The organism is Microbacterium invictum (genome assembly GCF_034421375.1).
Classification (GTDB): Bacteria; Actinomycetota; Actinomycetes; order Actinomycetales; family Microbacteriaceae; genus Microbacterium; species Microbacterium invictum_A.
The window spans coordinates 2,340,152-2,366,401 of the sequence record NZ_CP139779.1 but is presented as its reverse complement, the minus strand read 5'-3'; the positions used below and the strand labels follow the sequence as shown (position 1 = coordinate 2,366,401).

Below are 26,250 nucleotides of genomic sequence, written 5' to 3'. Positions count from 1 at the left end.
TGGCGCTCCCGGTCAAGGACCGATAGCGTTCGTTCGCCACCCTGAACCGCTTTCCCGTCACCGAGGAGCCATCGTGACCGACCCGCAGAACCCGGGCGCCGTTCCCCCGAGCGCCCCGCAGAACCCGCCCGCCTACAGTTCGGCGCCGCCGCCGGCCTACAACTCCCAGCCCGCTCCAGGCGCTCCGGTGCCCGGCAAGACGCTCGGCATCGTGGCGTTCGTGCTGTCGTTCTTCGCACAGCTGATCGCCCTGATCCTCGGCATCGTCGCTCTCGTGCAGAGCCGCAAGGCCGGGGTGAAGAACGGGTGGGCGCTGGCGGCGATCATCATCAGCGTCGTGCTGATGATCATCGGCATCATCGTGATCATCCTCGTCGCCGTCGCGGTCGGCGGTGGACTCGCCGCCGCGTGCGCCGAACTCGGTCCGGGTGTCCACACCCTCGAGGGTGGCGGCACCATCACCTGCAACTGATCGCAGAGCGATCGCCTCGATGACGACACGCCGGTCCCCGAGGGGGCCGGCGTGTCGTCATCCCGCCACGGCGAGACTCTCGGTCAGCCGAGGATCCGGCAGTGGGTGGTGAGCTCCCCGATGCCGTCGATCCCGACCGTCACCGTCGACCGATCGCGGAGGAAGACCTGCGGGTCCCGCGAGTAGCCGGCGCCGCCGGGGCTGCCAGTGGAGATCAGAGTTCCGGGCAGCAGGGTCGCCGACTGCGACAGCGAGGCGATGAGGGTCGCGACCGACCGGACCATCTGCCCGGTCGAGGCATCCTGCAGAGTGCGGCCGTCGAGCACCGTCCAGATGTGGAGGTCCTGCGGGTCGGGCACCTCGTCGGCGGTCACGACGAACGGGCCGGTGGGCGTGAAGCCGTCGAACGACTTGCAGCGCGACCACTGCGCCTCGGAGAACTGGATGTCCCGAGCGGTGATGTCGTTGACGACCGTGTATCCCCAGACGTGGCCGAGCGCGTCCTCGACGGCGACGTCCTTCGCGGGCCGGCCGATGATGACCCCCAGTTCGGCCTCGTAGTCCACCGATTCGCTGAGGCTCCGCGGCCAGGAGGTCGTCGCGTCGTGACCGGTGAGCGAGTTCGGCCAGAGCACGAACACCGTCGGGGTGGCGTCCGTCTTCAACCCCAGTTCCCCCGAGTGGGCGGCGTAGTTCAGCCCGACGGCCAGGATGACCGGGGGACTGAGGACGGCCGAGGAGAACGGAAGGGAGGAGAGCGGATGCCGCGGCGCGTCGCCGGCGGCGTCGGCGACCGTCGACAGCAGGTCGTCGCCTCCCTCGACGAGGGCCTGCAGAGTGGCGGGCGCCCCGTCGAAGAGCTCGTCGACGAAGACGGCCTCATCGTCGCCGACGACGAGCACGAGGCGGGGCCGCGCGTGCTCCGGAACGGTCACGTGGGCGAAGCGCATCCCTCCACGGTATATGCAAACAGACCCCGTCCCCTGGCGCGGTGCGCGCCCCCCTAGGCTGTTCGCCATGACGAACTCGGCCGGTCTCGGGGGCGGACGCCCTTCGCTCGTTCCCCCGGCATTCCCCACGGTCTTCGCTCAGCCGCAGGTCGCGCACGGCGCCTCGATCCCGCAGGCGCGGGTCTCTCCCGAGCCGGTGCCGATCCCGACCGCCGGCGCGGCTCTGCCGCGCGCCGGGCGCACCGCACCCCTGTGGATCGCGGCGCTCCTCGCGCTGATCCTGATCGCCCTCGTCGGCTACTTCCTGAACGCCCTCGGGCCCGGCGCCTCCCTCATCGGGGGTGTCGCGGCTCTGATCCCCCTCGCCGGCGTCCTCTTCGCCGTCCGGCTGATCGATCGGTGGGAGCCCGAGCCGCGCGGACTCATGGTGCTCGCCGTGGCCTGGGGCGCGATCGCGTCGGTCGGAATCGCCCTCGGCGTCGACCTGCTGCTCGGCTTCGTCTTCGGATTCGACACCTCGCCCCTGGGCGACGCCCTGTCGACCGTCGTCCAGGCCCCGGTCGTCGAGGAGGTCGCCAAGGGGCTCGGCGTGCTGCTGATCTTCCTCACCGCCCGTCGCGCCTTCGACGGCCCCGTCGACGGCATCGTCTACGGAGCGCTGGTCGGCGCCGGATTCGCCTTCACCGAGAACATCCAGTACTTCGGTATCGGCTTCATCGAGGGGGGTGTCGCCGACGTCACGCAGATCTTCTTCCTCCGCGGCATCCTCTCCCCGTTCGCGCACGTGATGTTCACCAGCATCATCGGCTTCGCGCTGGGTTTGGCCGCTCGCCGCAGCGGGCGGGTGCGCGATGCGATGGGGCCGTTCCTGATCGGGCTCGCCGGCGCCATCCTGCTCCACGCGTTCTGGAACGGCTCCGCGGTCTTCGGTGACTTCTTCGGTCTCTACCTGACCCTGCAGGTGCCGCTGTTCATCCTGTTCATCGTCGGGATCCTGGGTCTCCGCCGCGAAGAGGCCCGGCTCACCCGGCAGCGACTGTCGGATTACGCCGCGGCCGGGTGGTTCACACCGCAGGAGGTCGACATGCTCGCCACCGGCTCGGGGCGACGCGCAGCGCTGGCCTGGGCTGCGGGACTCCGCGGTGATCGCACATCGACGATGAAGGGCTTCATCACCGACGCCACGGCGCTCGCGGCCGCGCGTCAGCGCTCGATCACCGGCCGCGACCCGCGTGCCGCCGAGGACGAGCACGTCCTCCTCGCCCGCGTCACCGCCGCGCGTGCGGCGCTCTTCGCCCCCTGAGCGAGGGCCGGATGCCGGTGGTCCGGACAGAACTCAGCGCCCGGTGCCGCGGCGATGCCTGCGTGTCTACCGGGCGCTGAGTCGGCCTGGAATCAGGATGCCCAGCGTCGCCCGGGGCTGTCAAGACCCCCTGCGCCTCGCCGGTCGCGTTGACCCGGCGCTCCGCCTCGGCTTGGATGGAGTCATGACGGATGACCGCACCAAGCCCGAGATCGACGCCCCCACCGGCCCCACGCCCCAGGAGCTGGTGATCCGCGATCTGATCGTGGGAGAGGGGGCGGAGGCTCGCCCCGGCGACCAGGTGACCGTGCACTACCTCGGCGTCGAGTTCGACTCCGGTGAGGAGTTCGACTCGTCGTGGAACCGCGGCGAGAGCATCCAGTTCCCGCTTCGCGGCCTCATCCAGGGCTGGCAGGACGGCATCCCCGGCATGCGGGTCGGCGGACGACGCGAGCTCGTGATCCCGCCGCACCTGGCGTACGGCAACGGCGGTGGCCACTTCCTCGGCGGCAAGACGCTCATCTTCGTCATCGACCTCGTCGCCGTCGGCTGAGGGCCCCCCGCGGCCTCACCCCGACACCGACACCGTCCGCCCGATCGACGCGCCGGTCTCGATCAGCTCGGCGTGCACGCGCCCGACCGCGGCACGGCTCACGCGATGGCTCCGGATCGAGCCGTCCTCCGATACGTGGTGCGCGGTCTCGTCGGTGTCGGTGAGGTAGACCGGCTGCACGATGGTCCAGTCCATCCCGGAGCCGCGGATCACCCCCTCCTGGATCTCGGAATCGATGATCTGAGGTCGGATGAGGAGGGCGAAGAAGATCCGTGTCGCCAGGGTCGCACGGTCGCGGGTGTCACCGACGCCGTACGAGGACTGCACGACGATCCGGCGGATGCCGGCCTGTCGGGCGGCGGCGACGATGGCGGCCGTGCCGCGCGAGCGGATGTCGCCCGGCGTCGACCGGGGCCCGCGCAGACGAACCCGCAGGGTGGGCTCGGAGATCCCGAGCGTCACGACGACGGCGTCATGGCCGGGCAGCGCACGCGTGAGCGCCCCCGCGTCCGACGCGTCGAGGTCGAGCCGGGTCAATCCCGCGCGAGCGGGGAGCCGGGTCGCGTGACGGGACACGGCGGTCACGCGATGCCCGCGATCCAGGAGGGCGTCGCATGCCGCGCGACCCGAACCGCCGGTGGCTCCGATGACGATGACGTTCATGACGAGGTCCTTTCGTTGAGGTGGTCTCACTCTGGTGGTCGAACGTCGGATGATCTATCGTCCGAGATACGGATTGCTTGATTGATCGTTCGGGGGCTGGGGATGGCGACTGCCATGACGATGCCGTGGGAGACGACGGATGAGCTCACCGCCGCGCTCTTCCACGTGCGGATGCGCGGGGCGTTCTACTGCTGGACCGAGTCCTCGGGCGGTGGCGCGGTGGAGATGCCCCGCATCGACCACACGCTGAGCTTCCACATCGTCGACACCGGGACGGCCTACCTCGAGGTGGACGGTGCGGACCCCGTCCGTCTTGATCCGGGAACGCTCGCGCTCGTTCCCCGAGGCCTCGGCCACCGCATCTCCGCTCGGCCCGGCGGCGCGCTCCTGGGTCGAGCCGACCAGCTGCCGCAGACGATGATCGGCGACAGCTTCTCGGTGCTGCGCATCGGCCCGGCGGGCGTCGATCCCGACCTCCGCCTCCTCTGCGGTGTCGTGGCCTTCGATTCCCCGGCTGTCGAGGGGATGCTGGAGGTGCTGCCGCCCATCGTCACCGTCGACTCCCTCGAATATCCTGTCGCCCGCGCGCTCCTGCCGCTCCTGCGCGACGAGATGGACACGCCTCGCCCCGGCGGCAGCGCCGTGGCGACGAGATTGGCGGATCTGCTCGTGGTCGAGACGGTCCGCGCCTGGATCGCGCGCGAGGAGGCGACGACGAGCGGATGGCTGGCCGCGGCCCGCGACCCGCAGCTCGGCCGGGTGATCGCCGCCGTTCAGCGCGCACCCGGTCTCGCGTGGTCGCTGGGATCCCTTGCGGCCGCGGCACGGATGTCACGGACCTCGTTCGCGGTGCGCTTCACCGCCGTGGTCGGTGTCGCGCCGATGACCTTCGTCGGCCAGTGGCGCATGAGGGTCGGACGCGGAATGCTCCTCCGGGGAGACACGGTCGGCGCCGTGGCATCCGCGCTCGGCTACGGGTCAGAGGCGGCTTTCAGTCGGGCGTTCCAGCGGATCACCGGCGAGACGCCCGGGAGCGTGCGACGGTCGGCGCGGGGAGGAGCCGGCGCGCTCTGACACGCGGCGGCGTCGCAGCCGGCCCTGGGCGAGCAGGATGCCGACGAAGACGACGACGGCGCCCGCCGGCTCGTTCCAGCTCAGGCGCTCGCCGAGGATCAGGATGCCGAGGACGACGCCGATGACGGGAGTGATGTAGGTCACGGTCGAGGCGCGGGTGGGTCCCCAGGCCCGCACGACGTTCTGATTCCAGATGTACGCGAGGCCCGTGCCGAGGGCGCCGAGGAGGATGAGGCTGACGACGATGGCGGGAGTGAGTCGCACCGGCGCCCACGCGACCACCGGGGTCAGCGCGATCATGATCACCGCGGCGATGCCGATGTTCAGGAACGAGAACGTCAGCGCCGACATCCCCGTGTGCGCGACGAAGCGGCGCATGTAGGCCAGGCTGAACCCGTAACAGGCGGTCGCCCCGAGGATCGCCAGCTGTGCGACGACGCTCTGCGAGAGATCCAGGCCCTGCCAGGGGCCGATGATGACGACCACACCCGCGATCCCGACGCCGATCCCGATGATCTGCTCACGGCTGAGCCGCTCGACGCGGAGCGCCAGCCCCGCCATGATCGCCGTCATCAGAGGCGTGGTGGCGTTGTAGATGCTGGCGAGGCCCGACGTGACGTGCTGCTGCGCCCAGGAGAAGAGCAGGAACGGGATGACGCAGAACGTCACCGCCAGCACGGTCATGTGCCCCCAGGTGCGGAGGGACCGGGGGAGCCGCTCACGACGGATCGCGACGATGAGCCCCAGGGCCAGTGCGCCGAGCACGAGACGCGACCACGCGACTTGGCCGGGACCGACACCCTCGAGGGCGACCTTCATGAAGAGGAAGCTCGACCCCCAGACGACCCCGGCGAGGATGAACTGCAACGCGATCGCCATCGACGGCCGCGAGGTCGTCGCGGGCGGGGGCATCGGCTGGCCGGTCATGTCGGCGACACTACGGCTCGGGCGGAGCCCGAGACACCGGCTCCGAGCGCATCGTCCGTTTTCCGCCGATGGCCGACCGTTCGGCTGCGCGTCATCGCCGCGGGGGAGGACTGGTAGACTCGTGCAGTTGCCGTTCGATCGGCCGCGGATAAAGAGAGCTCACGCATCAGGCGTCGGGCGCCGCGCAATGAAGAGGAAGGGGATCCCATCTATGGCACTCGAAGCAGACGTCAAGAAGGCGATCATCGAAGAGTACGCGACGCACCCCGGTGACACCGGATCCCCCGAGGTGCAGGTCGCGATGCTGACGCAGCGCATCAAGGACCTCACCGAGCACCTCAAGGAGCACAAGCACGACCACCACTCGCGTCGTGGGCTGTTCCTGCTCGTCGGTCAGCGCCGTCGTCTGCTCGGCTACCTCCAGGACATCGACATCGCGCGCTACCGCTCGCTGATCGAGCGCCTGGGGCTGCGCCGCTAATCGCGAACCCCGCGTTCAATCGCGCAAAACGTTCTTGTGAGAGCCGCCCGAGGTGTCGGGCGGCTCTCTTTTTTCGTCTCTCCGACGGCAGGGCGTGTGGTTCGTCAGCACGACGCCCACTCGCAGCGGACCGGTCGACAGCGAGAGTGCGACTGCGCGCCGAGGATGCGGGGTGAACCCGGATTCTCGGCGCGCAGATGCATTCTCGCCGCGGCCCACGGCGGACCGCCGCCCGTGCCCGGGTGCGCGGCGCGGGTCAGGACGAGGCGCGCGCGGCCAGCAGGTCGGCGTGCCAGCGCTCGGCGACGTCGGGGTGCGCCCGCAGCCGCGACTTCAGCGCGTTCTCGCCGAACAGCGAGTGGATGGGGTTCGATGGGTCTTCGGTGACGCCCTTCGCCTGAGCGGCCAATTCTGCCGGCAACTCGACGACCGGCAGCGCGGCGTCGAGAGCGGGGTTGAAGAAGAAGGGCACCGAGATGCGATCGTCGGGGAAGCGCGGCGAGATCACCCGGTGATTGGTGGCGATGAGGTAGCCCTGCGTGGCGTACTCCATCATCTCGCCGATGTTCACCACGAATGCGCCCGGCACGGCCGGAGCGTCCACCCACTCGCCCTCGCGCTGGACCTGCAGGCCACCCTTGCCGGGCTCGACCCAGAGCAGCGTCAGCACGCCGGAGTCCTTGTGCGCGCCCACACCCTGCTGCGGCTCCGGCTCGGTGGTGCCGGGGTAGCGCACGATCTTGATCAGGCTCGCCGGCTCGCCGAAGTGCCGTTCGAAGTGATCGGCCTCGGCGCCGAGCGCCAGCGCCCACTGCTGCAGCAGGACGCGAGAGATCTCGGTGAGCTTGTCGTGCCACTCGGTCACGACGTCGCGCAGCTCCGGCTGCGCCGCAGGCCAGAGGTTCGGGCCCGTGAGGCGGTGGAAGTCCGCCGCATCCGGGTCGGTGACGGCTTCGCGTTCGGGGCCGATGTCGATCTGCTCGCGCCAGTCGACCTTCCCCTGCGTGCGCTCGCCGCCGATGCGGGTGTAGCCGCGGAAGTGCGGGCTGTTGAGGTTCTCGATCGCGAGCTTGTCGGCCTCGGGAAGGTCGAAGAAGGCCCGCGCCGCGCGGTGCAGGCGGTTCTCGAGGTCGGCGTCGACGCCGGTGCCGGTGAGGTAGAAGAAGCCGACCCGGTGTGTCGCCTCGCGGAGCTCATCGCGGAACGCGGCGGCTTCGGCGGGGCCGCCGTCGAGGCGGGAGAGGTCGAGGATCGGCAGCGAGAGGTCGGTCATGGCGACAGGCTATGTCGGCTGAGCAGGCGCTTCGCGCTGTGTTACGCACGATTCGTCGCTGTGTTACGGCGCCGTCGCCCTCGACCCGCTCACAGCGGCCCGCGCGCCTCCTGCGGCGGGGCGACCGGGCGAGCCCGGGCGGCGTCGGGCGGTCGCCGCGACCCCGTGGGGTCGGACCGGCGCCCCTCCGAGGCCGCGAGCGAGGGGTCGGCGAAGAGCCACCGGGGGCGCGGCTCGATGAGAGGGCGGAAGATCCGCCGCACGGGTTTGGTGGCAAGGCCCAGCGCGATGCCGATCGACAGCAGGCACACCAGGGGCAGCCACAGCCACGTCGGCTCCAGGCCCCGCAGCACGCCCGACTCGCGGAACGGATACAGCACGAACGAGTGGAGCAGGTAGACGTACATCGTGTACTGCCCGAAGTGCGTCCACCACTTCTGCCCGCGCGGCACGAGCACGAACAGCGCTGTGGAGAGCACGAGGGCCACGATCATCAGCGCGATGCGCACGCCGCCCGCCCACCACTGGGTTCCGCCCAGATCGGCATAGGAGTCGTCGTAGAAGAACCACGTCGCGAGGTCCATTCGCTTCCAGTCGTCCACGAAGAACCACGCCGCCCATCCGGCGACGGCGAAGGTGGCGATCGCGGCCGGGAAGCTCCACCACGGTCGTCGCTCCAGCAGCCGCAGCCGCTCGATGATGCGGCGCTCGCGGAGCCACCATCCGAGGGTGAAGAACGGCAGAAGACCCAGCGTCCGGGACAGCGAGAACGTCGAGTCGATGTTCGGAAGGTATCCCGCGCCGATGGAGATCAGGATGGTCCACGCCAGCGGCCACCTCAGCAGCGCGAGGTAAGGCAGCACGAGCCGGAAGATCCCGAGCGCGAGGAGGAACCACAGCGTCCAGGACGGGCGGGTGAGGTTGGGATCGGCCTGACCCTCGACGATCCACTTGGTGAGGACCCAGAGGCCTTCGAAGATCACGTACGGGACCACGATGTCCGTGAGGACCCGTGCCATCTGGCGCTTTCCGGGGACGTCGGACTTGGAGAAGTACCCCGAGATCAGCGCGAACGCCGGCATGTGGAAGGCGTAGATGAGCAGGTACAGCGACAGGGCGATGTCGGAGTCGTAGGTGAGCCGCTGGATTGCATGACCGAGGACCACCAGGACGATGCAGACGAACCGTGCGTTGTCGAAGAACGGGGTGCGACGCTTCGTGCGCGTCGTCCCGGTCGTCGGGACGGCTGCCGTGGGCGGCGCACTGCTGCCGGACATGGTCACCTCCCCCCGGATTGAGATCAGACTAGCCGTGGGATGCGGGCGCCGGCTCGAACGGACGGGCTTCCGCGCGGCGGGCTGGATCCGCCCCTGCCCGCGAATAGCCTGAGAGAGCGGTCGCCTCACCGCAGGCGAGGATCGAGGAGCAGAGCGTGACCACCCCCACCTGGACGGGAATGCAGTTCGGTGTCTTCACGGTGAGCGACATCACCGAGGATCCGACGACGGGGCGCACACCGACTGACGCGGAGCGCATCCAGGCGACCATCGCGATCGCGCGCCACGCCGAGGAGGTGGGACTCGATGTCTTCGCCCTCGGCGAGCACCACAACCCGCCGTTCTGGTCGTCGTCGCCGACGACCGCGTTGGCCTTCATCGCCGCCCGCACCGAACGGCTGATCCTCTCCACGGCGACGACGCTGATCACCACGAATGATCCGGTGAAGATCGCCGAGGACTACGCGATGCTGCAGCACCTGGCCCAGGGACGGGTCGATCTGACGCTCGGCCGGGGGAACACCAGCGCCGTCTACCCCTGGTTCGGCAAGGACATCCGGCAGGGTCTGCCGCTGGCGGTGGAGAACTACGCGCTCCTGCACCGGCTGTGGCGCGAGGACGTCGTGGACTGGGAGGGGCGTTTCCGCACCCCCCTGCAGGGGTTCACCGCCACCCCGCGACCGCTGGACGGTGTGCCGCCATTCGTCTGGCACGGCTCGATCCGCACCCCCGAGATCGCCGAGCAGGCGGCGTTCTACGGCGACGGCTTCTTCGCGAACAACATCTTCTGGCCGAAGGAGCACTACCAGCGGCTGATCTCGCTCTATCGCGAGCGCTTCGCCCACTATGGTCACGGCGCCCCCGAGGAGGCCATCGTGGGCCTGGGCGGCCAGGTGTTCCTGGCCGAGAACTCGCAGGATGCGGTGCGCGAGTTCCGCCCCTACTTCGACAACGCGCCCGTCTACGGTCATGGCCCGAGCCTGGAGGACTTCAGCGAGATGACGCCGCTCACCGTCGGCTCGCCGCAGCAGATCATCGACCGTTACGCCGGCATGCGCGAGCACTACGGCGACTATCAGCGCCAGCTGTTCCTCATCGATCACGCGGGGCTTCCGCTGAAGACGGTCCTCACGCAGCTGGACATCCTCGGTGGCGAGGTGGTCCCGGTGCTGCGGCGCGAGCTGGCTGCGGGCCGCCCGGCGAACGTCCCCGACGCACCCACGCACGCCGCCCGCGTCGCCGCGGCAGCCGACGCCGCCTCCGCCGACGCCGTCAGCGCCACAGACACTGCATCCGTCCGCGTGGGCGGATGAGCGCCGGCGGCGGGACGACCTTCCGCAAGGAGCGCTCGGATGCCCCCGACGGATTCTTCGCCGCCGAGGCGGCGGGACTCCGCTGGCTCGCGGAGGCTCGCGGGGTGCGGACCGCGCAGGTCGTCGCCGTCGAGTCGGCCGCCATCGAACTCGAGCGCCTGCAGACCGCCGGCCCCGACCGCGCTGCCGCCCGTGCCTTCGGGCGGGCTCTCGCGGTCACCCACGACGCCGGGGCGCTCGCGTACGGGTCGCCGCCGCCGGGGGTGGAGGCCCTCTTCATCGGCGCGCGACCGCAGCCGGCGGCGGCGGAGAAGACCTGGGGCGCCTTCTACGCGCGCGACCGGGTGCTCCCGTTCCTGGCGCCGGCCGTGGCGGCGGGGTTCCTCACCGAGACCGAGGCCCACGTCGTCCGGGAGGCCTGCGCGGCGATCGCCCGAGGAGTGTTCGACGACGGCGACGTCCCTGCCCGACTCCACGGCGACCTGTGGCACGGCAACGTGCTCTGGACGCCCGACGGTGTCGTGCTCATCGACCCGGCCGCCCACGGCGGCCACCGCGAGACCGACCTGGCGATGCTCGATCTGTTCGGCTGCCCGTTCCTCGAGGACATCCTCGCCGGGTATGACGAGCGTCACCCCCTCGCCGACGGCTGGCGCGATCGCATCCCGGTCCATCAGCTCCATCCGCTGGCCGTCCACGCCGCCGGGCATGGTCGCCACTACGGCAGGGCGGTGACGGATGCCGCGCGGCAGACGCTCGCGCTGGTGTGACCCGCGGACTCACTCGGCCGGTGGGAGGGTCTTCCGGCCGAGAAGCCGGTCGATGAGAAGGCCGAGGACGAGCGCGACGACGATCGACACGACCACCGCGACGACCGGTCCCCCCGGAACCAGGGCGGCCACCACCGCTCCGACGAGCGACTGATACACGGCCCAGCCGAGCGCCGCCAGTGCGGCCACGAGCAGGTAGCGCGGAGCAGGCACGCGCGAGGCGCCGGCGGTGAGGTTCACCGCGAGTCTGGCGAACGGGACGAAGCGGGCGGTGAAGAGCACCACCGCGGTGCGCCGCTGCAGCCGATCCCCGACGGCGCCGAGCGCCGCGCGGACGCGCCGCGCGCGCATCCATCGCCACCGTTCCAGGCCGATGGTGCGACCGATGAGATAACAGAGGGTGTCGCCGGCCAGAGCGGCGATCGTCGCGACGGCGATGACCGCGAGCAGCGGCGGGGCGCCGTGCACGACGGCCAGGGCGCCGAGGGCCGTCACGGCGACCTCGCCGGGGACGACGACGAGGAACGCGTCGCCCAGGACGAGCGCGGCCATCACCGCCAGCGACCACGGGTTCTCCGAGATGCCGGCGAGCAGATCGTCGATCACACTGTCGTGGGTACCAGCGGCCGGTGAACGGCGACCGAACGGGGGACGACCGGTGACGTGCCGCCGTGCGGACGGTGAATTCTCGGCGACGGGGGGTGGCGCGGCATCCGTTCGGCCACCTGGTCGCGCGATGGTGGATGCGTGAGAGTCGCGGTCATCGCCGAGTCCTTCCTTCCCCACATGAACGGTGTCACCGGTTCGGTGCTGCAGGTGCTCCGCCACCTGTCGGCGGCCGGGCACGAGATCCTCGTGATCGCCCCGCGGGCCGGGGGTGCGTCGGAGGAGGTGGTCGTCGCCGGTCTCCACGGCGCCGATGCCCGGATGCTGCGTTCCGTGCCGTTGCCGTCGTACCCCGAGGTGCGGGTCGTGTTCGCGCGCGCCGCGCGGCTGACCGCCATCCTCCGCAGCTTCGGGCCCGACGTGGTCCACCTCGCCTCGCCCTTCGTGCTGGGCTGGCAGGGCCTGGTCGCCGCCGACATCCTGCGGGTGCCGACCGTGGCGATCTATCAGACCGATGTGGTGGCGTACGCCGAGAAGTACGGGATGCCACGGGCCACGGCACTGGTGCGGGCTCACGTCACACGGCTGCACCGGCGCGCGACGCTGACCCTGGCGCCCTCTACCGCATCGATGGCCCAGCTCGCCGACCTCGGCGTCGACCGGGTGCGACGGTGGGGCCGCGGCGTCGACACCGAGCTGTTCCACCCGTCGCGACGGAGCGACAGCTGGCGCAACGAGGTCGCGCCCGGGCGCACCATCGTCGGCTACGTCGGCCGGCTCGCCCCCGAGAAGCAGGTCGCCGACCTGAAGGTTCTGCAGGACCTCCCGGGAACCATGCTCGTGATCGTGGGTGACGGACCCTCGCGGCCCGCTCTGGAGAAGTCCCTCCCGGGTGCCGTCTTCACCGGACACCTGCGCGGTCCCGAGCTCGCGCAGGCGCTGGCCGGGTTCGACGTCTTCGTCCACCCCGGCGAGAGCGAGACGTTCGGGCAGACGATCCAGGAGGCTCTCGCCAGCGGTGTTCCCGTCGTGGCCACCGGCGTCGGCGGACCCGTGGACCTCGTGCGTTCCAGCGTCGACGGATGGCTCTACCGGCCCGGCGACCTCGACGACCTCCGCGCCCGCGTGGCGGACCTCGTCGGTGACGGCGCCAAGCGCGCCGCCTTCGCCGCCGCCGCCGCAGAGGCCGTCCGCACCCGCAGCTGGGAGGCGCTGTGCGCGCAGCTGGTGGCGCACTACGACGAGGCGCGCAGGCTCCGTCCGCTCGACGACGCGCAGTTCGTCCGCGGACTCGGCCGCCCTGCGGCCCTGCCCAAACCGATGCCGACGGCGCCGCGCTGGCGGCGCTTCGTCGCCCTCGGCGACTCGCTCACCGAGGGCCTCTGCGATACCTCGCGCATGCCGACGGGGCAGTTCCGCGGATGGGCGGATCGCCTGGCCGAGCTCCTCGCCCGCTCGCAGGGAACCGGTGCGACGCGGCCGCTGCGCTACGCCAACCTGGCCGTTCGCAGTCGCCGCGTGCGCGACGTCACCGAGGTGCAGGTCCCGCAGGCGCTCGCGATGGCCCCCGACCTGGTGTCGATCTTCATCGGCGCGAACGACCTGGCGGGATCGCGCGCCGACCCCGTCGATCTCGCCGACCAGGTCGCTGCCGCGGTGCGACGTCTTCGCCGTGCCGGCATCGACGTCCTCCTAGTGACCCCGTTCCTGCCGCGCAGGCCCGGAGCGCGGGTGTTCTCGCGACGCTTCGCCCGGTACGCCGAGCAGCTGCGGCATGTCGCGACCGACACCGGTGCGATGCTCCTCGACCTCGACGCCCATCCCGCGATCGGAGACCTCGGGTTCTGGGCCGACGACAGGGTGCACCTGCGCTCGAGCGGACACCGATTCCTGGCCTATCGGGCCGCCGAGACCCTCGGAGTCCCCGACGCCGAGGCCCTCGGCCGGCTCGATGCGGCGCTGCACGCCGATGACGATCCGCCGGCACCGGGCAGCTGGTTGCGCCGGGACGTGCTGCCGTGGGTCTGGCGGCGGCTCCGGGGGAGGACCGCCGGCGACGGTCTCGACGCCAAGCACGCCGACTACGTCACGGTGGGGGGCGACGGGAACACCCCGGCGCGTCTGGTCGAGCGCTCCTGATCAGCGGCGCCAGCGGTACTCCGACTCCGGTCTGCCGCGCCCGCGATAGCGGGGGAGTCGCTCGACGCGACCGGCCTCGACGAGGTGCTCGAGGTAGCGACGGGCCGACACGCGCGACAGCCCCGTCTGCTCGGCGGCCTCGGCGGCCGACAGCGGGCCGCCGCTGCGGACGGCCTGTGCGACCCGGTCGAGGCTCTCCGCCGACAGGCCCTTGGGCGGCGCGGTCGTCGCGGGGGGACGCAGGGCGCCCAGGAGCGCGTCGATCTCCTCCTGGGTGGCCGGGCCCTCGGCATCCGATGCCCGTCGGCGGAAATCGATGTACTGCCGCAGTCGCTCGGAGAACGTCGCGAAGGTGAAGGGCTTCACCAGGTACTGAGCGACACCGAGTGCCACCATCTGCCGCACGACGTCGGCGTCGCGGACGCCCGTGACGGCGATGACGTCGACCGCGACGCCCCGCGCCCGCACGTGGCGCAGCACATCGACCCCGGTGCCGTCGGGCATGGTGACGTCGAGGAGGACGAGGTCGATCACGCCCGGGTCGGCGCCGAGGATGGCCCCCACCGCCGACCGCGCGTCATGGCACTCGCCGACCACCTCGAATCCGTCGATCCGCTCGAGGTGGCGCCGGTGCACCTCGATCGTCAGAGGATCATCGTCCACCAGGAGGACGCCGATCATCGACGCCTCCCCGGCAGGACGATCTCGAACATGGTCGGGCTGTCGGTGATCCGGATGCTGCCGCCTGCTCCATCGACGATGGCGCGCACCAGGGCGAGGCCCACGCCGCGGCCCTCGGCGCCCGCCGGCTTGGTGGAGAACCCGTGCGTGAAGACCCGCTCGCGATCGGCCGGATCGATCCCGGTGCCGCTGTCCGAGACCCGGATGCGGAGCGCGCCGCCGGCGACCGGGTCGAACTCCACCCTCACCCAGCGGGGCGCGGGCCCGGTGGCGGCGGCGTCGACGGCGTTGTCTATCAGGTTCCCCACGACCGAGACCGCGTCGATCGGCGCCAGCGTGCTGCGCGGCGCGTCGGGGGCGATGCGGGCGTCCCACGCCACGTTCCGCTCCCGCGCCTGGGCTGCCTTGCCGAGCAGCAGCGCTCCGACGGTGGGGTCGCCGTCGCGGCGGGCCGCGACCTGGTCGACGAGCGACTGGCTCTGTCGCGAGGTCTCGGTGAGGATCTCCACCGCCTCATCCGTCCGGCCGAGTTCGAGCAGCGACACGGCGGTGTGCATGCGGTTGCCGTGCTCGTGCGTCTGCGCGCGCAGCGCCTCGCCGAGAGTGCGTACCGACTCGTAGGACGCCACCGCGTCGCGGATGGTTCCGGGCGGGAGGTCTCCGGCCATCCGCCGCAGCTGACGGCGCGCGATGACGGCGCCCACGAGCCCCGCAGCCAGGAGCAGCAGGGCGATGCCGAGCACGAAGGGCAGGCGCGAAAGGATCTCGGCCGAGATGCTTCCGAGCGTGACACCCACCGCGACCCAGCCCACCAGGCGCCCGTCCGAGAGGATCGGGGCGATCGAGCGCACGGAGGGTCCGAGCGTGCCGACGAACTCCTCGGTGAGTGTCGACGGCTCCGCCGGGATCGTGCCGAGGTAGGTGCGGCCGATCTCTGTGGGGTCGGGGTGCGTGACGCGGGTGCCCTGGGGTGTCATGATCACGACGAAGTCGAGGTCCGACTCGCGCATGATGCGCTCGGCGACCGGTTGCAGCGTGGCGCTCGCGTCGGGCTCTCCGACGACGGACTCGACCTCCGGCAGGGCGGCGAGGGCCGCGGCGACGCTGCGGGTCACCTGTTCGGCCTCAGAGCGCTCCGAACCCTGCGCATCCACGACCAGCACGCCGACGAGGATGAGCACGATCGCCACCACCGATGCCGCGACCGCCGCGAACATCCGCGACGCCGCGCTCGCCGGGGCGGGCCGCCGTGCCATGGCACTCCTCATCGATCGCCGTGTTCCTCCATCCTGCCCCCGGTTCCGCTGGATGCCGGTGCCCACACGGCGACCAATACGACCACAAATCGACCCTCCGCCCCGGTCGGAGCACTCTGACTCAGGACGCGGACGTTCCGCGCCGATCAGGACAACGACCGTTCCCTGGAGGCGATGATGGCTCTCTCACCACGCACGACCACTTTCACTCTTCCCCGCTTCTCTGCCCGGCGAGGCAAGCAGGCCTGGGACAAGCACACGTGGCTGTACGTCTCCGTGATCGCCGCCGTCGTCCTCGGCGCGATCGTCGGGCTCGTCTGGCCCGAGTTCGGCCTGGCGCTCAAGCCTCTGGGCGCGGCGTTCGTGTCGCTGATCAAGATGATGATCGCCCCGATCATCTTCTGCACGATCGTGGTGGGGGTCGGGTCGATCGCCAAGGCCGCGACCGTCGGCAAGATCGGCGGCCTCGCGCTTGTGTACTTCATGGTGATGTCGACCTTCGCCCTGGCGATCGGCCTCGTCGTCGGCAACCTCATCCACCCGGGGACGGGACTGGACATGGCCGGCGCCAGCTACGAGTCCACCGCCGAGGCCAAGACCACCGAGGAGTTCATCCTCGGCATCATCCCGACGACCTTCTTCTCCGCGTTCACCGGTGAGAACGTCCTCCAGGTGCTCTTCATCGCGCTCCTGGTCGGTTTCGCGCTCCAGCAGATGGGCGACAAGGCGGCGCCGATCATGTCCGCGGTGAAGAACCTGCAGGCCCTGGTCTTCCGGATCCTCGGCATGATCCTCTGGCTCGCCCCGATCGGCGCCTTCGGCGCGATCGCCGCGGTTGTCGGGGCCACCGGCGTCGGCGCGATCATCGCGCTCGGAACGCTCATGATCGCGTTCTACATCACCTGCGCGATCTTCATCATCGCCATCCTCGGAACGCTCCTGTGGGTCGTGACGCGGGTGAACCTCTTCAGCCTGATGAAGTACCTCGGGCGCGAGTACCTGCTGATCGTCGGCACCTCCTCGTCGGAGTCGGCGCTGCCGCGCCTCATCGCCAAGATGGAGCACCTCGGCGTCTCCAAGCCCGTCGTGGGCATCACGGTCCCCACCGGGTACTCCTTCAACCTGGACGGCACAGCGATCTACCTCACGATGGCGTCGCTGTTCATCGCCACCGGCATGGGTGCCCCGATGTCGATCGGCGAGCAGATCGGCCTCCTGGTCTTCATGATCATCGCCTCCAAGGGCGCCGCCGGGGTGACCGGCGCGGGGCTCGCGACCCTCGCCGCCGGCCTCCAGGCCTACCGCCCCGACCTCGTCAACGGCGTCGGCGTGATCGTCGGCATCGACCGGTTCATGTCGGAGGGTCGTGCGGTGACGAACTTCACCGGCAACGCCGTCGCCACCGTGCTGATCGGCGCGTGGACGAAGGAGTTCGACGCCGCGAAGGCCCGCCGCGTCCTCGCGGGCGAGGCGCCCTTCGACGAGTCCACCCTCTCCGGGCACGATCACGACGGACTCTCCGACGCCCCGGACGCGGTGGGAGTCGCGGAGCTGGAGGAGGCCGCCGTCGATCGGGCAGCGGCTCAGGAGAGCGAGCGCCGGGCGCTGGCCGGGCGCTGAGATCCCCAGAGGCGCGCGACGCCCCACCGCTTCGTACGGTGGGGCGTCGCGTCGTGGGGGATCGTCAGGGGTGAGCCCCGGCCGACGCTGATAGGATCGGGAAGGTTGCCCTCGGGCATCCGCTCAATTCCATACGAGCACCGTGCTGCACAGCACACCGGAGCAGGCCGGCAGGAAGCTGGTCCCCTGAGGTGGATTCCCCGTCGTGGCGATGACGATCGCGCCGGGTGCTCTTCTTCTGGTGACCAGCGCTGGCGAACACCGCGGCCCGGCCGCGCGCTGAGATCTGCCTGTTCCTGCTCCTTCGCATGCACTCGCCCTCAGACTGTCGGCGAGTCTAAACAAAGAAGGAGAGACCTCTTGGAAGGTCCTGAAATCACCGCCGCGGAAGCCGTTCTCGACAACGGCCGCTTCGGCACCCGCACCGTCCGGTTCGAGACCGGTCGACTCGCGCAGCAGGCGCAGGGCGCCGTCGCCGCGTACCTCGACGAGGAGACGATGCTCCTCTCGGCCACCAGCGCCGGCAAGCACCCCCGGGAAGGGTTCGACTTCTTCCCCCTGACCGTCGACGTCGAGGAGCGCTCCTACGCCGCCGGCAAGATCCCCGGCTCGTTCTTCCGCCGCGAAGGTCGCCCCTCCACCGAGGCGATCCTGGTCTGCCGTCTGATCGACCGGCCCCTGCGCCCCTCGTTCGTCGAGGGTCTGCGCAACGAGGTCCAGATCGTCGTCACCGTGCTCTCCATCGCACCCGGCGAGTTCTACGACGCCCTCGCCATCAACGCAGCGTCGGCGTCGACGCAGATCTCGGGTCTGCCCTTCTCGGGCCCCATCGCCGGTGTGCGCCTCGCGCTCGTCCCCGGCCAGGGCGAGCACCCCGACCAGTGGGTCGCATTCCCCAACACCAGCGTCCTCGAGCAGGCCGTCTTCGACCTCGTGGTCGCCGGCCGCGTGCTCGATGACGGCGACGTCGCGATCATGATGGTCGAGGCCGAGGCCACCGAGCACTCGTGGAATCTGATCCAGGGCGGCGCCACCAAGCCCAGCGAGGAGATCGTCGCGCAGGGTCTGGAAGCGGCGAAGCCCTTCATCCAGGAGCTCGTCGCGGCGCAGACGGCACTGGCGAGCACCGCCGCCAAGGAGATCCAGCCCTACCCGGTGTTCCTGCCCTACTCGCAGGAGACCTACGACTTCGTCGCCGCCCGCGCGTACGACGAGCTCAAGGGCATCTACCAGATCGCCGACAAGCAGGAGCGCCAGAGCGCCGATGACGCCCTCAAGGAGCGCGTCCGCGGCGAGCTCATCGCCGCCGTCGAGGCGAACGAGCTCCCCGCCGTCGCCACGATCGAGTTCTCGGCCGCCTACAAGTCGGTGACGAAGCTCATCGTCCGCAGCCGCATCCTCACCGACGGTGTCCGCATCGACGGACGCGGCCTCGCCGACATCCGTCCCCTGGATGCCGAGGTGCAGGTCATCCCGCGCGTGCACGGCTCCGCGGTGTTCCAGCGCGGCGAGACCCAGATCCTGGGTGTCACGACGCTGAACATGCTCAAGATGGAGCAGCAGATCGACTCGTTGTCGCCCGTCACGCACAAGCGGTACATGCACCACTACAACTTCCCGCCCTACTCGACCGGTGAGACCGGTCGTGTCGGATCGCCCAAGCGTCGCGAGATCGGGCACGGCTTCCTCGCCGAGCGCGCCCTCGTACCGGTGCTGCCGGCCCGCGAGGAGTTCCCCTACGCGATCCGTCAGGTCTCCGAGGCGCTCAGCTCCAACGGCTCGACCTCGATGGGCTCGGTCTGCGCATCGACCCTGTCGCTGCTGAACGCCGGTGTGCCGCTGCGCGCTCCGGTCGCGGGCATCGCGATGGGGCTGGTCTCGGACGTCGTCGACGGCCAGACCCGCTACGCCGCGCTCACCGACATCCTGGGTGCCGAAGACGCCCTCGGCGACATGGACTTCAAGGTCGCCGGCACCCGTGAGTTCGTCACCGCCATCCAGCTGGACACCAAGCTCGACGGCATCCCGTCGTCGGTGCTGTCGGCGGCGCTGCAGCAGGCGCGCGACGCGCGACTGACGATCCTCGACGTGCTGAACCAGGCGATCGACGCGCCCGACGAGATGGCGCCGACGGCGCCGCGCGTCATCAGCGTGCAGATCCCCGTCGACAAGATCGGCGAGCTGATCGGCCCCAAGGGCAAGACGATCAACGCCATCCAGGACGAGACCGGCGCCGACATCTCCATCGAGGAGGACGGCACCGTCTACATCGGCGCCGTCGACGGACCGTCGGCCGAAGCCGCTCGTGCGCAGGTGAACGCGATCGCGAACCCGACCAACCCCGAGATCGGCGACCAGTTCCTGGGCACCGTGGTGAAGATCGCGACCTTCGGCGCGTTCATCTCGCTGCTCCCGGGCAAGGACGGTCTGCTGCATGTCAGCGAGGTCCGCAAGCTCGCCGGTGGCAAGCGCGTCGAGAACGTCGAGGACGTGCTCGGTGTCGGTCAGAAGCTCCTCGTGCGCATCACCAAGGTCGACGACCGCGGCAAGCTCTCGCTCGAGCCGGTGCTGGAGGAGACCGAGGCGGCCGAGGCCGCGTCGGTGACCGTCGACGCCTGAGCGATCCCAGCCCTGACGGATGCCCGTCCCTCTTCGTGAGGGGCGGGCATCCGCGTCATCCCCCGCCTTCGTGATGAAACCGTTATGGGATGTTCGCCGACAGGTCATCGCAATGGCGGGCGAGGTCGGAGGCACCCCCTACCCTCGAAGTACGCGTCGGGGGGCGCGTCACGCGACAGGACGTCGTGAGGGGGTGCGTATGTCGAACCGGGGCACCGAGCTGGCCGCGTCGTCTCGACGTCAGCGCCGCGCAGCGACGGCGTCGGACGCCCTGCACCCGTCCGCGCCGATTCCGGTGCAGGGACCGGGTGTCGGCGCAGGGGTCCGCGTTCCGCTCGGCGATGCCGGCGCGCAGATCTTCCCCCTCATCCTCGGTGCGGCCGAGTTCGGGTGGAACGTCGACCTCGAGTCCAGTCACGCCATCCTCGACACGTACGCCGAGCTCGGCGGCAACGCCGTGCACACCGCCGACACGTATTCGAGCGGTCGCAGCGAACACATCCTCGGCCAGTGGGTGCACTCGCGGGGTCTGCGCGACGAGGTGGCGATCATGGTGCGGGTCGGGGGACACCCCGACAATCCCGGCCTCGGACCCGTCGACCTCGTCCGCAGCGTCGAGGCATCCCTCAGCCGACTGCGCACCGACCGCATCGACGTGCTGACCCTCGACGCGGCCGCCGACAGCGTCACCGCCCTCGAAGACACGCTGGCCACGGCGGAGTGGCTCGTCGAGGCAGGCAAGATCCGTGCCCTCGGCGGAGTGGGCCACACCGCCGCACAGCTCGTCGAGGCGCGCATCCTCTCCTCCGCGGGCTATCCGCGGATCTCGGTGCTCGACGTTCCCTTCAACATCCTCCGGCGGCACGAGTTCGACGCCGATCTGCGACTGGTCGCCAGCGCGCAGGGCATGTCGGTGACGGCCTCGCACGCGCTCGAGCACGGCTTCCTCGCCGGCCGGTACCGCAGTCGCTCCCGCGGCGGGCTCTCCGCCCGCGGTGCGCAGCTGGCGGCGAATCTCAACCGGCGGGGTACCCGGGTGCTCCGGGCGCTCGACGAGGTGGGGGCCGGCCTGGGTCTTCCCGATGCGGCGGTCGCGGTGGCATGGCTGCTCGCGCAGCGGCTCGTGACCGCGCCCATCGTCAACGCCTATGCGCCGGAGCACGTGGAAGAGCTGGTTCAGGGCGTCGGCGTTCATCTCAGCCGCAGCCAGCTCGCAGAGATCGCCCGCGCGGCGGAGTGACGCGCGGGATCGACCCGAACGAGACGCACTGACATAGGCTGGGAGAGCGCCGTCCGGCGCCCAGCCCCGACGAAGTGAGCGAGCGTGACGCACTACCTCTACCTCGTGCGCCACGGCGAGCATCTGGATGCCGAGCACGGGCTCGTCGACGGCCCGCTCTCGCCTCGCGGGCGGCGTCAGGCCGCTCTCCTGGCCGATCGCCTCTCGGGGGTGCCGTTCGACGCCGTGTGGCACTCGCCGCTCGAGCGGGCCGCGCAGACGGCGCGGGCTGTGAAGGAGCGGATGCCGTCGCTGTCTCCCGAACCGTCGGCGCTGCTGTTCGACTGCGTTCCCACCGGGCTGTGCGAGGACACCCCGGCGGTCTACGAGCCCTTCTTCGGAGCGGTGACCGAGGCAGAGGTCGACGCGGGTCGCGCGCAGATGGCCGACGCGGTCAGCGAGTTCCTCGCCCGCCGGAGCGGAGAGGTGCACGAGCTCCTCATCACCCACAACGCGGTCATCGCCTGGTTCGTCCGCGAGGTGCTCCAGACCCCCGAATGGCGGTGGATGACGCTCAATCAAGCCCACTGCGGGCTGACGGTGCTCGCGCAGAAGCAGGGCCGGCCGTGGACGGTGCTCTCCCACAACGACATGGCCCACCTTCCCTTCGAGCTGCGCACGGGTCTTCCCGAGGTGTACCCGGTCTGAGCCGGTGCGTCGTCCACGGGGCGGAGGGCAGGCGTCGGGGCATCCTCAGGAGAGCGGCTTTCCGAGCCACACCGTCGCGTTCGGATTGTCGTTGTAGGCCTCGATCGGGCCGTAGCCGGCGGCGGCGTACAGACGTGCCGCCGGTTCGAGGGTGTGGTGAGTGTCGAGAACGACCTCTTCCGCTCCGAAGGCGCGGGCCCGGCGCTCGAGGTCGGCCAGGAGCATCCGTCCCCACCCCCGGCCCCGGGTCTCGGGCGCGAGGTAGAGATGCTTGACCTCGAAGCGCGGTCCGCGCGGTCCGGGCTCGATCTCGCGGATGCCGCCGCAGCCGACGGGGGTGCCGTCGTCGTCCACGACGACGACGAAGACACCGCGAGGCGGCTCGAACACCTCCCGTGCGGGGAAGACCGTCGTGTACCTGTTCCCCGGGAAGGATGCGGCGCGCGTGCGGAAGTAGGCGGTCAGCAGCGACCGGGCGACGGGATCGTCGACGGATGTCGCGAGGAGCTCGACCATCCTCCGAGCCTAGGACCGGCGCACCTAGGCTTGAGGCATGACAACGCGCGTGGCCATCGTGGGGCACACCGGCAGACTGGGGTCCATCATCGAAGCGGTCGTCGAGGCCGAACCCGACGTCGACATCGTCGGCCGTCTTACCTCGCGCTCCGATCTCGGCGAGCTCGCCGGCGCTGATCTGGTCATCGACGCCTCGACGCCCGCGGTGTCGATCGACGTGGTGCGCGCGGCGATCGAGAGCGGCATGAACGTGCTCGTGGGCACGTCGGGATGGTCGGCGGAGCGCATCGCGCTCATCCGCCCGCTGGTGGACCAGGCGGGTACTGGCGCGGTGTTCATCCCCAACTTCTCGCTCGGGTCGGTGCTGGCCTCGGCCCTGGCAGCCGCCGCGGCGCCCTTCTTCCCATCGATCGAGATCGTCGAGTCGCACCGCGAGACGAAGGTGGACTCCCCGAGCGGCACCGCGGTGCGCACGGCCGAGCTGATCGCCGCGGCGCGCGCCGAGGTGGGTCCGGTCGAGTCCCCCCACGTCGATCAGCGAGCGCGGGGTCAGCAGGTGGCGAGCGTTCCCATCCACTCCCTCCGACGACCGGGTGTGGTCGCGCGGCAGGAGGTCATCCTCTCCGGCCCGGGCGAGTCGGTGACGATCGCGCACGACACCGTCGATCCGGCCGCCGCCTACGCCCCCGGCATCCGCCTTGCCCTGCATGCCGCCCGCGACGCCACGGGCGTCCTCGTCGGGCTGGACAGCTTCGTCGACATCGGCATCCGGATGCCGCGGACGCACGCCGCTCGCGACGTCGAGGAGCGCGGGGTGCCCGGCCAGGTGGCCCGCGTCACCGGCGCATGACGACGCGGATCGGCGTCGCCGTGATGGCGGTGCTCCTGGCGCTGTACATCGCCCTCGTCGCCCAACGGGCCTGGCTGCTGCTCGTCAGCGGCGACCCCGTCGGTATCGCCCTCGGGGTGGGCCTCGTCATCCTGCCGGTCATCGCCGCGTGGGCGCTCTGGCGGGAGCTCGCCTTCGGCATCGGCGCCGAGAGGCTTGGCCGGCGCCTCGAGGCCGAGGGCGGACTGCCGGCCGATCCGGTGACCGTCCGGCCCAGCGGGCGACCGGTCCGCGAGGACGGCGAGGCGATCTTCCCGGCCTACCGGGATGCCGTGGCGCAGGATCCGGCCGACTGGCAGGGGTGGTACCGGCTCGGGCTGGCCTACGATGCTGCCGGCGACCGGCGCCGCGCGCGACAGGCCGTGCGCGAGGCGATCCGGCGAGAGCGCCAGGGGCGCGCGGGCGGCTGAGCAGCCGATCCCCGCCGCGCCGCCGGTGGGACAGGTCACTCGGCGGCGGACACCGCCGCGTCGATCGCCTGCTCGACCGTCGGATGACGGAAGGTGTACCCGGCACGCTGCAGGACTTCGGGGACGATGTCCTGGTCGTTGGTGAGGAGGGCCGCGGTGGGGTCCTTGCCCAGGAGCAGCTTCAGACCCCACTCCGGTGCCCGCAGGACGAAGGGGCGGTTCAGACGTCGGGCGAGTGCGAATCCGATGTCGTTCGCGGTGGCACGCGAAGGCCCCGCGAGATTGACGGGACCGTCGATGTCGGCGGTGAGGAGGAAGCGGATGGCCTCGACCTCGTCCTCCAGCGAGATCCACGGCCACACCTGGGTGCCGCGCCCGATCGGGCCGCTCAGGCCGAGCTTGGTGAGGGGGATCAGGGGCTTCAGGAACGCCCCGCGGTCGACGATGGCGGTGGTGCGCAACAGAACCAGCCGGGTGTGCTCGCCCGCCGACCGCGCCGCTCCTTCCCATTCGCCGCAGATGTCGGCGAGGAAGCTCTCGCCGCGCCCGGTCGCCTCCGTGATGCGCTCACCCGGTCGGCTGCCGTAGTACCCCGACGCCGAGGCGGAGAGGAACGCGGGAGCGCCGTCGCCGAGTTCGCGCAGGGCGCGCGCGAGCGCGCGGGTGGGCGTCACCCGCGACCACAGCAGTGTGCTGCGGTACGACGAGGTCCACGGGAAGCGGGCGATGCTCGCGCCGTTCAGGCCCACCACCGCGTCCGCGCCCTCGAGGACGCCCGGATCGAGCGGGGCGGGACCCGTGAGCCACTCCACCTCGTCGGGACCGGTCGGCGCACGGCGGACGAGGTGGGTCACCCGCACACCGTCTGCGCGCAGGCGCGCGGTCAGGGCGTTGCCGATGAGGCCGGATGCACCCGAGATGACGACGCGGCGCGGGCGGGCGGCGTTCCCGCCCCCGCCCGCGCCGGCGCCTGCGGTCTCAGGCAAGCGTGGCCTCGAGGGTGATCTCGATGCCCGCGAGCGCCTGCGACACCGGGCAGCCGACCTTGGCTTCCTGGGCGATGCGCTCGAAGTCCTCGGCCGACAGACCCGGCACGACGGCGTTGACGTTCAAGTGACTGCCGGTGATGCCCGTCCCGGGCTTGAAGGTCACCGACGCGGTGGTGTCGATCGACTCCGGGGGCGTGCCGTTCTCGCCCAGGGCGTGCGAGAGCGCCATGCTGAAGCACGACGAGTGGGCGGCGGCGATGAGCTCCTCGGGAGTCGTGGTCGACGTCGATCCTTCGCTCCGGGCGCGCCAGTTGACATCGAACGTGCCGGTGTTCGACGACACAAGTGTCACCGCCCCCGATCCGTCGGCGAGTCCGCCCTTCCAGGCGGTGCTGGCTTCGCTCGTGATGGTCATGGGAACCTCCTCGGTCGACGGTCGGGACCCCTGGTCCCGCGGTCAGCCTAACGGCGCGGTGAAGGGTGAGCGACCGGTTGCGCGAGGTTCGCCGGTGTGCGTGCGCGGGGTTCCGGCTCAGGCGGCGCGTCGGCGTCCGATGAGGCCGCCGCGCTGGAGCAGGAGGTACAGCTGGCACCCCAGGCACAGGCCGAACGCGGCGTTGAGGAACGCCGCGACGAACGCCATCGCCACGGCGATCGGCAGCGCCCAGGGCACACCGGCGAGGTGGAGGAGAAGACCGACACCCGTGACGAGGAGCCCGACCCCCTGGGCGAACCGCGGCGGGCGCGGATCCTCCCGCTCTCGAACCGGCGAGATCCGAGGCGCGACGAGGCGTCGGAAGACGACACTCCACGGGGCCGTCGCCGGTGAGAGGACGCCCCACAGGAAGAGCGCGGCGATCGCGGCGGTGAGGAGGAATCCCGGGTCGGCGATCCGCCCGGCAACGTCTGCGGTGTCGACCCCCAGGAGCGACAGCACGAAGGCGACGGCCAGGAGTCCGGCGGTGATCGATGCGGCGAATCGCGGGGCGCGGACGTCGATCCCTCGCGGAGAGACGGTCTCAGACATCGGCGGTCTCCTCGGAGCGGGCCCGGCCCCCGGCATCCTCTCCCAGACGCGCCAGTTCGAGCTCGACGACGTCGCGCCCCGGGATTCCGCCGATCCTCGACTGGATCGCGCCGTGACGGTCGAGGATGAGGGTGGTCGGTGTCTGCAGCACGTGGAAGTGCTGCGCGATGTCGGGCCGGTAGGTCAGGTCCACGTCGAGGTGGCGGACACCGTCGTGGCGGTCGGCGACCTCTGCGAGCAGCCGGTGCACGTTCGGGCAGCGGGCGCACATCTCGGTGCTGAACTGCAGGAGCGTCGCCCGCTCACCCAATGCGTCCGCGCCGAGGCGAAGCGGGTCGATGATCTCGTGGGCGACGTGGTGACGGGGGCGACCGTCACGCCACCGCAGCAGGAGGCCCATGCCGACGGTCAGGGCGAGGAGTGCCGTGAGGATGAGCACCGCGGGAAGAAGATCCACAACACACCAGGCTAATCGACCTGTGGTCGAGGGGCCTCTCCGCGACGACATATGACGC

General features: G+C 70.9%; 27 protein-coding genes. 14 read left to right on the top strand and 13 right to left on the bottom strand.

Going from position 1 to position 26,250, the window contains the following annotated elements; translation table 11 throughout:
* Positions 1-73: 73 nt before the first annotated feature.
* Positions 74-472, top strand: a complete 399-nt coding sequence (locus T9R20_RS11490; RefSeq protein ID WP_322409443.1) for a DUF4190 domain-containing protein — start codon at positions 74-76, stop codon at positions 470-472.
* An 83-nt stretch (positions 473-555) separates the two neighbouring features.
* Here the strand turns inward: T9R20_RS11490 and T9R20_RS11485 are convergent, their stop codons facing one another.
* The gene (locus T9R20_RS11485; protein WP_322409442.1) at positions 556-1,422 is read right to left on the bottom strand and encodes a fumarylacetoacetate hydrolase family protein; all 867 of its coding nucleotides are present in this window, start codon (positions 1,420-1,422) and stop codon (positions 556-558) included.
* A gap of 67 nt (positions 1,423-1,489) precedes the next feature.
* On the opposite strand from T9R20_RS11485, the gene T9R20_RS11480 reads away from it, so the two are divergent.
* Together T9R20_RS11480 and T9R20_RS11475 are read left to right on the top strand one after the other, a co-directional pair.
* Entirely contained in the window at positions 1,490-2,725 is a 1,236-nt protein-coding gene (locus T9R20_RS11480) for a PrsW family intramembrane metalloprotease (RefSeq protein WP_322409441.1), read from the top strand.
* A gap of 184 nt (positions 2,726-2,909) precedes the next feature.
* Positions 2,910-3,278: an FKBP-type peptidyl-prolyl cis-trans isomerase gene (locus T9R20_RS11475; RefSeq protein WP_322409440.1), complete on the top strand. Its 369-nt coding sequence runs from the start codon at positions 2,910-2,912 to the stop codon at positions 3,276-3,278.
* A 15-nt stretch (positions 3,279-3,293) separates the two neighbouring features.
* On the opposite strand, the gene T9R20_RS11470 is transcribed toward T9R20_RS11475, so the two are convergent.
* Positions 3,294-3,941, bottom strand: a complete 648-nt coding sequence (locus T9R20_RS11470; RefSeq protein WP_322409439.1) for an NAD(P)-binding oxidoreductase — start codon at positions 3,939-3,941, stop codon at positions 3,294-3,296.
* Positions 3,942-4,043: 102 nt separating this feature from the next.
* Here T9R20_RS11470 and T9R20_RS11465 point away from each other — a divergent pair, with 102 nt between their 5' ends.
* Positions 4,044-5,015 (top strand): AraC family transcriptional regulator, encoded by a 972-nt coding sequence (locus T9R20_RS11465; protein WP_322409438.1) that lies wholly within the window; start codon positions 4,044-4,046, stop codon positions 5,013-5,015.
* Here the strand turns inward: T9R20_RS11465 and T9R20_RS11460 are convergent.
* On the bottom strand, positions 4,920-5,942 hold the full coding sequence (locus T9R20_RS11460) for a DMT family transporter (protein WP_322409437.1): 1,023 nt from the start codon (positions 5,940-5,942) through the stop codon (positions 4,920-4,922). The genes T9R20_RS11465 and T9R20_RS11460 overlap by 96 nt on opposite strands.
* A gap of 211 nt (positions 5,943-6,153) precedes the next feature.
* Here T9R20_RS11460 and rpsO point away from each other — a divergent pair, with 211 nt between their 5' ends.
* Entirely contained in the window at positions 6,154-6,423 is a 270-nt protein-coding gene (rpsO, locus tag T9R20_RS11455) for a 30S ribosomal protein S15 (protein ID WP_017830938.1), read from the top strand.
* Between the two features lie 256 nt (positions 6,424-6,679).
* On the opposite strand, the gene T9R20_RS11450 is transcribed toward rpsO, so the two are convergent.
* Together T9R20_RS11450 and T9R20_RS11445 are read right to left on the bottom strand one after the other, a co-directional pair.
* Positions 6,680-7,696 carry an isopenicillin N synthase family dioxygenase gene (locus T9R20_RS11450; RefSeq protein ID WP_322409435.1) on the bottom strand — a complete coding sequence of 339 codons (1,017 nt, stop codon included), beginning with the start codon at positions 7,694-7,696 and terminating at the stop codon, positions 6,680-6,682.
* An 89-nt stretch (positions 7,697-7,785) separates the two neighbouring features.
* Positions 7,786-8,973: an acyltransferase family protein gene (locus T9R20_RS11445; RefSeq protein ID WP_322409434.1), complete on the bottom strand. Its 1,188-nt coding sequence runs from the start codon at positions 8,971-8,973 to the stop codon at positions 7,786-7,788.
* 179 nt (positions 8,974-9,152) lie between these two features.
* On the opposite strand from T9R20_RS11445, the gene T9R20_RS11440 reads away from it, so the two are divergent.
* On the top strand, positions 9,153-10,286 hold the full coding sequence (locus T9R20_RS11440; protein ID WP_322412165.1) for an LLM class flavin-dependent oxidoreductase: 1,134 nt from the start codon (positions 9,153-9,155) through the stop codon (positions 10,284-10,286).
* Positions 10,283-11,056, top strand: a complete 774-nt coding sequence (locus T9R20_RS11435; RefSeq protein WP_322409433.1) for a fructosamine kinase family protein — start codon at positions 10,283-10,285, stop codon at positions 11,054-11,056. The genes T9R20_RS11440 and T9R20_RS11435 overlap by 4 nt, the downstream gene beginning before the upstream one ends.
* Positions 11,057-11,065: 9 nt before the next feature.
* Here the strand turns inward: T9R20_RS11435 and T9R20_RS11430 are convergent, their stop codons facing one another.
* Complete coding sequence (locus tag T9R20_RS11430; protein ID WP_322409432.1) at positions 11,066-11,662, bottom strand: DedA family protein; 597 nt, start codon at positions 11,660-11,662, stop codon at positions 11,066-11,068.
* 141 nt (positions 11,663-11,803) lie between these two features.
* Here T9R20_RS11430 and T9R20_RS11425 point away from each other — a divergent pair, with 141 nt between their 5' ends.
* A complete protein-coding gene (locus tag T9R20_RS11425; protein WP_322409431.1) occupies positions 11,804-13,801 on the top strand; it encodes a glycosyltransferase in 1,998 nt (665 codons plus the stop codon).
* On the opposite strand, the gene T9R20_RS11420 is transcribed toward T9R20_RS11425, so the two are convergent.
* The gene (locus tag T9R20_RS11420; RefSeq protein WP_322409430.1) at positions 13,802-14,482 is read right to left on the bottom strand and encodes a response regulator; all 681 of its coding nucleotides are present in this window, start codon (positions 14,480-14,482) and stop codon (positions 13,802-13,804) included.
* Entirely contained in the window at positions 14,479-15,738 is a 1,260-nt protein-coding gene (locus T9R20_RS11415; RefSeq protein ID WP_322409428.1) for an ATP-binding protein, read from the bottom strand. Before T9R20_RS11415 ends, T9R20_RS11420 begins: the two co-directional genes overlap by 4 nt.
* Positions 15,739-15,915: 177 nt before the next feature.
* Here T9R20_RS11415 and T9R20_RS11410 point away from each other — a divergent pair, with 177 nt between their 5' ends.
* The 4 genes from T9R20_RS11410 (at position 15,916) to T9R20_RS11395 (ending at position 21,904) form a co-directional block, all read left to right on the top strand.
* Positions 15,916-17,358, top strand: coding sequence for a cation:dicarboxylate symporter family transporter (locus tag T9R20_RS11410; protein WP_322409427.1), 1,443 nt, complete (start codon positions 15,916-15,918; stop codon positions 17,356-17,358).
* 360 nt (positions 17,359-17,718) lie between these two features.
* The gene (locus tag T9R20_RS11405; RefSeq protein WP_322409426.1) at positions 17,719-19,977 is read left to right on the top strand and encodes a polyribonucleotide nucleotidyltransferase; all 2,259 of its coding nucleotides are present in this window, start codon (positions 17,719-17,721) and stop codon (positions 19,975-19,977) included.
* A 199-nt stretch (positions 19,978-20,176) separates the two neighbouring features.
* Complete coding sequence (locus tag T9R20_RS11400) at positions 20,177-21,217, top strand: aldo/keto reductase (protein ID WP_322409425.1); 1,041 nt, start codon at positions 20,177-20,179, stop codon at positions 21,215-21,217.
* Positions 21,218-21,301: 84 nt separating this feature from the next.
* Entirely contained in the window at positions 21,302-21,904 is a 603-nt protein-coding gene (locus T9R20_RS11395) for a histidine phosphatase family protein (protein WP_322409424.1), read from the top strand.
* Between the two features lie 45 nt (positions 21,905-21,949).
* On the opposite strand, the gene T9R20_RS11390 is transcribed toward T9R20_RS11395, so the two are convergent.
* Positions 21,950-22,420, bottom strand: coding sequence for a GNAT family N-acetyltransferase (locus T9R20_RS11390; protein WP_322409423.1), 471 nt, complete (start codon positions 22,418-22,420; stop codon positions 21,950-21,952).
* 37 nt (positions 22,421-22,457) lie between these two features.
* Here T9R20_RS11390 and dapB point away from each other — a divergent pair, with 37 nt between their 5' ends.
* Together dapB and T9R20_RS11380 are read left to right on the top strand one after the other, a co-directional pair.
* The gene (gene dapB, locus T9R20_RS11385; protein ID WP_322409422.1) at positions 22,458-23,270 is read left to right on the top strand and encodes a 4-hydroxy-tetrahydrodipicolinate reductase; all 813 of its coding nucleotides are present in this window, start codon (positions 22,458-22,460) and stop codon (positions 23,268-23,270) included.
* Entirely contained in the window at positions 23,267-23,719 is a 453-nt protein-coding gene (locus T9R20_RS11380) for a tetratricopeptide repeat protein (RefSeq protein WP_322409421.1), read from the top strand. The genes dapB and T9R20_RS11380 overlap by 4 nt, the downstream gene beginning before the upstream one ends.
* Positions 23,720-23,754: 35 nt before the next feature.
* Here T9R20_RS11380 and T9R20_RS11375 read toward each other — a convergent pair whose 3' ends face one another.
* From T9R20_RS11375 to T9R20_RS11360, 4 genes are all read right to left on the bottom strand, one after another.
* Entirely contained in the window at positions 23,755-24,705 is a 951-nt protein-coding gene (locus T9R20_RS11375; protein ID WP_322409420.1) for a TIGR01777 family oxidoreductase, read from the bottom strand.
* Complete coding sequence (locus tag T9R20_RS11370; RefSeq protein WP_124292906.1) at positions 24,698-25,123, bottom strand: OsmC family peroxiredoxin; 426 nt, start codon at positions 25,121-25,123, stop codon at positions 24,698-24,700. Before T9R20_RS11370 ends, T9R20_RS11375 begins: the two co-directional genes overlap by 8 nt.
* A gap of 117 nt (positions 25,124-25,240) precedes the next feature.
* Positions 25,241-25,735: a DUF4395 domain-containing protein gene (locus T9R20_RS11365; RefSeq protein ID WP_322409419.1), complete on the bottom strand. Its 495-nt coding sequence runs from the start codon at positions 25,733-25,735 to the stop codon at positions 25,241-25,243.
* Entirely contained in the window at positions 25,728-26,192 is a 465-nt protein-coding gene (locus T9R20_RS11360; RefSeq protein WP_322409418.1) for a thioredoxin family protein, read from the bottom strand. The genes T9R20_RS11365 and T9R20_RS11360 overlap by 8 nt, the downstream gene beginning before the upstream one ends.
* Between the last annotated feature and the right edge of the window lie 58 nt (positions 26,193-26,250).

Coding starts and splice junctions, on each gene's coding strand:
- T9R20_RS11400 (WP_322409425.1), top strand. CDS start 20,177: ATGTCGAACCGGGGCACCGAGCTGGCCGCGTCGTCTCGACGTCAGCGC.
- rpsO (WP_017830938.1), top strand. CDS start 6,154: ATGGCACTCGAAGCAGACGTCAAGAAGGCGATCATCGAAGAGTACGCG.
- T9R20_RS11440 (WP_322412165.1), top strand. CDS start 9,153: ATGCAGTTCGGTGTCTTCACGGTGAGCGACATCACCGAGGATCCGACG.
- T9R20_RS11485 (WP_322409442.1), bottom strand. CDS start 1,422: ATGCGCTTCGCCCACGTGACCGTTCCGGAGCACGCGCGGCCCCGCCTC.
- T9R20_RS11480 (WP_322409441.1), top strand. CDS start 1,490: ATGACGAACTCGGCCGGTCTCGGGGGCGGACGCCCTTCGCTCGTTCCC.
- T9R20_RS11465 (WP_322409438.1), top strand. CDS start 4,044: ATGGCGACTGCCATGACGATGCCGTGGGAGACGACGGATGAGCTCACC.
- T9R20_RS11450 (WP_322409435.1), bottom strand. CDS start 7,696: ATGACCGACCTCTCGCTGCCGATCCTCGACCTCTCCCGCCTCGACGGC.
- T9R20_RS11445 (WP_322409434.1), bottom strand. CDS start 8,973: ATGTCCGGCAGCAGTGCGCCGCCCACGGCAGCCGTCCCGACGACCGGG.
- T9R20_RS11475 (WP_322409440.1), top strand. CDS start 2,910: ATGACGGATGACCGCACCAAGCCCGAGATCGACGCCCCCACCGGCCCC.
- T9R20_RS11370 (WP_124292906.1), bottom strand. CDS start 25,123: ATGACCATCACGAGCGAAGCCAGCACCGCCTGGAAGGGCGGACTCGCC.
- T9R20_RS11460 (WP_322409437.1), bottom strand. CDS start 5,942: ATGACCGGCCAGCCGATGCCCCCGCCCGCGACGACCTCGCGGCCGTCG.
- T9R20_RS11365 (WP_322409419.1), bottom strand. CDS start 25,735: ATGTCTGAGACCGTCTCTCCGCGAGGGATCGACGTCCGCGCCCCGCGA.
- T9R20_RS11410 (WP_322409427.1), top strand. CDS start 15,916: ATGGCTCTCTCACCACGCACGACCACTTTCACTCTTCCCCGCTTCTCT.
- T9R20_RS11380 (WP_322409421.1), top strand. CDS start 23,267: ATGACGACGCGGATCGGCGTCGCCGTGATGGCGGTGCTCCTGGCGCTG.
- T9R20_RS11420 (WP_322409430.1), bottom strand. CDS start 14,482: ATGATCGGCGTCCTCCTGGTGGACGATGATCCTCTGACGATCGAGGTG.
- T9R20_RS11415 (WP_322409428.1), bottom strand. CDS start 15,738: ATGGCACGGCGGCCCGCCCCGGCGAGCGCGGCGTCGCGGATGTTCGCG.
- T9R20_RS11470 (WP_322409439.1), bottom strand. CDS start 3,941: ATGAACGTCATCGTCATCGGAGCCACCGGCGGTTCGGGTCGCGCGGCA.
- T9R20_RS11435 (WP_322409433.1), top strand. CDS start 10,283: ATGAGCGCCGGCGGCGGGACGACCTTCCGCAAGGAGCGCTCGGATGCC.
- dapB (WP_322409422.1), top strand. CDS start 22,458: ATGACAACGCGCGTGGCCATCGTGGGGCACACCGGCAGACTGGGGTCC.
- T9R20_RS11390 (WP_322409423.1), bottom strand. CDS start 22,420: ATGGTCGAGCTCCTCGCGACATCCGTCGACGATCCCGTCGCCCGGTCG.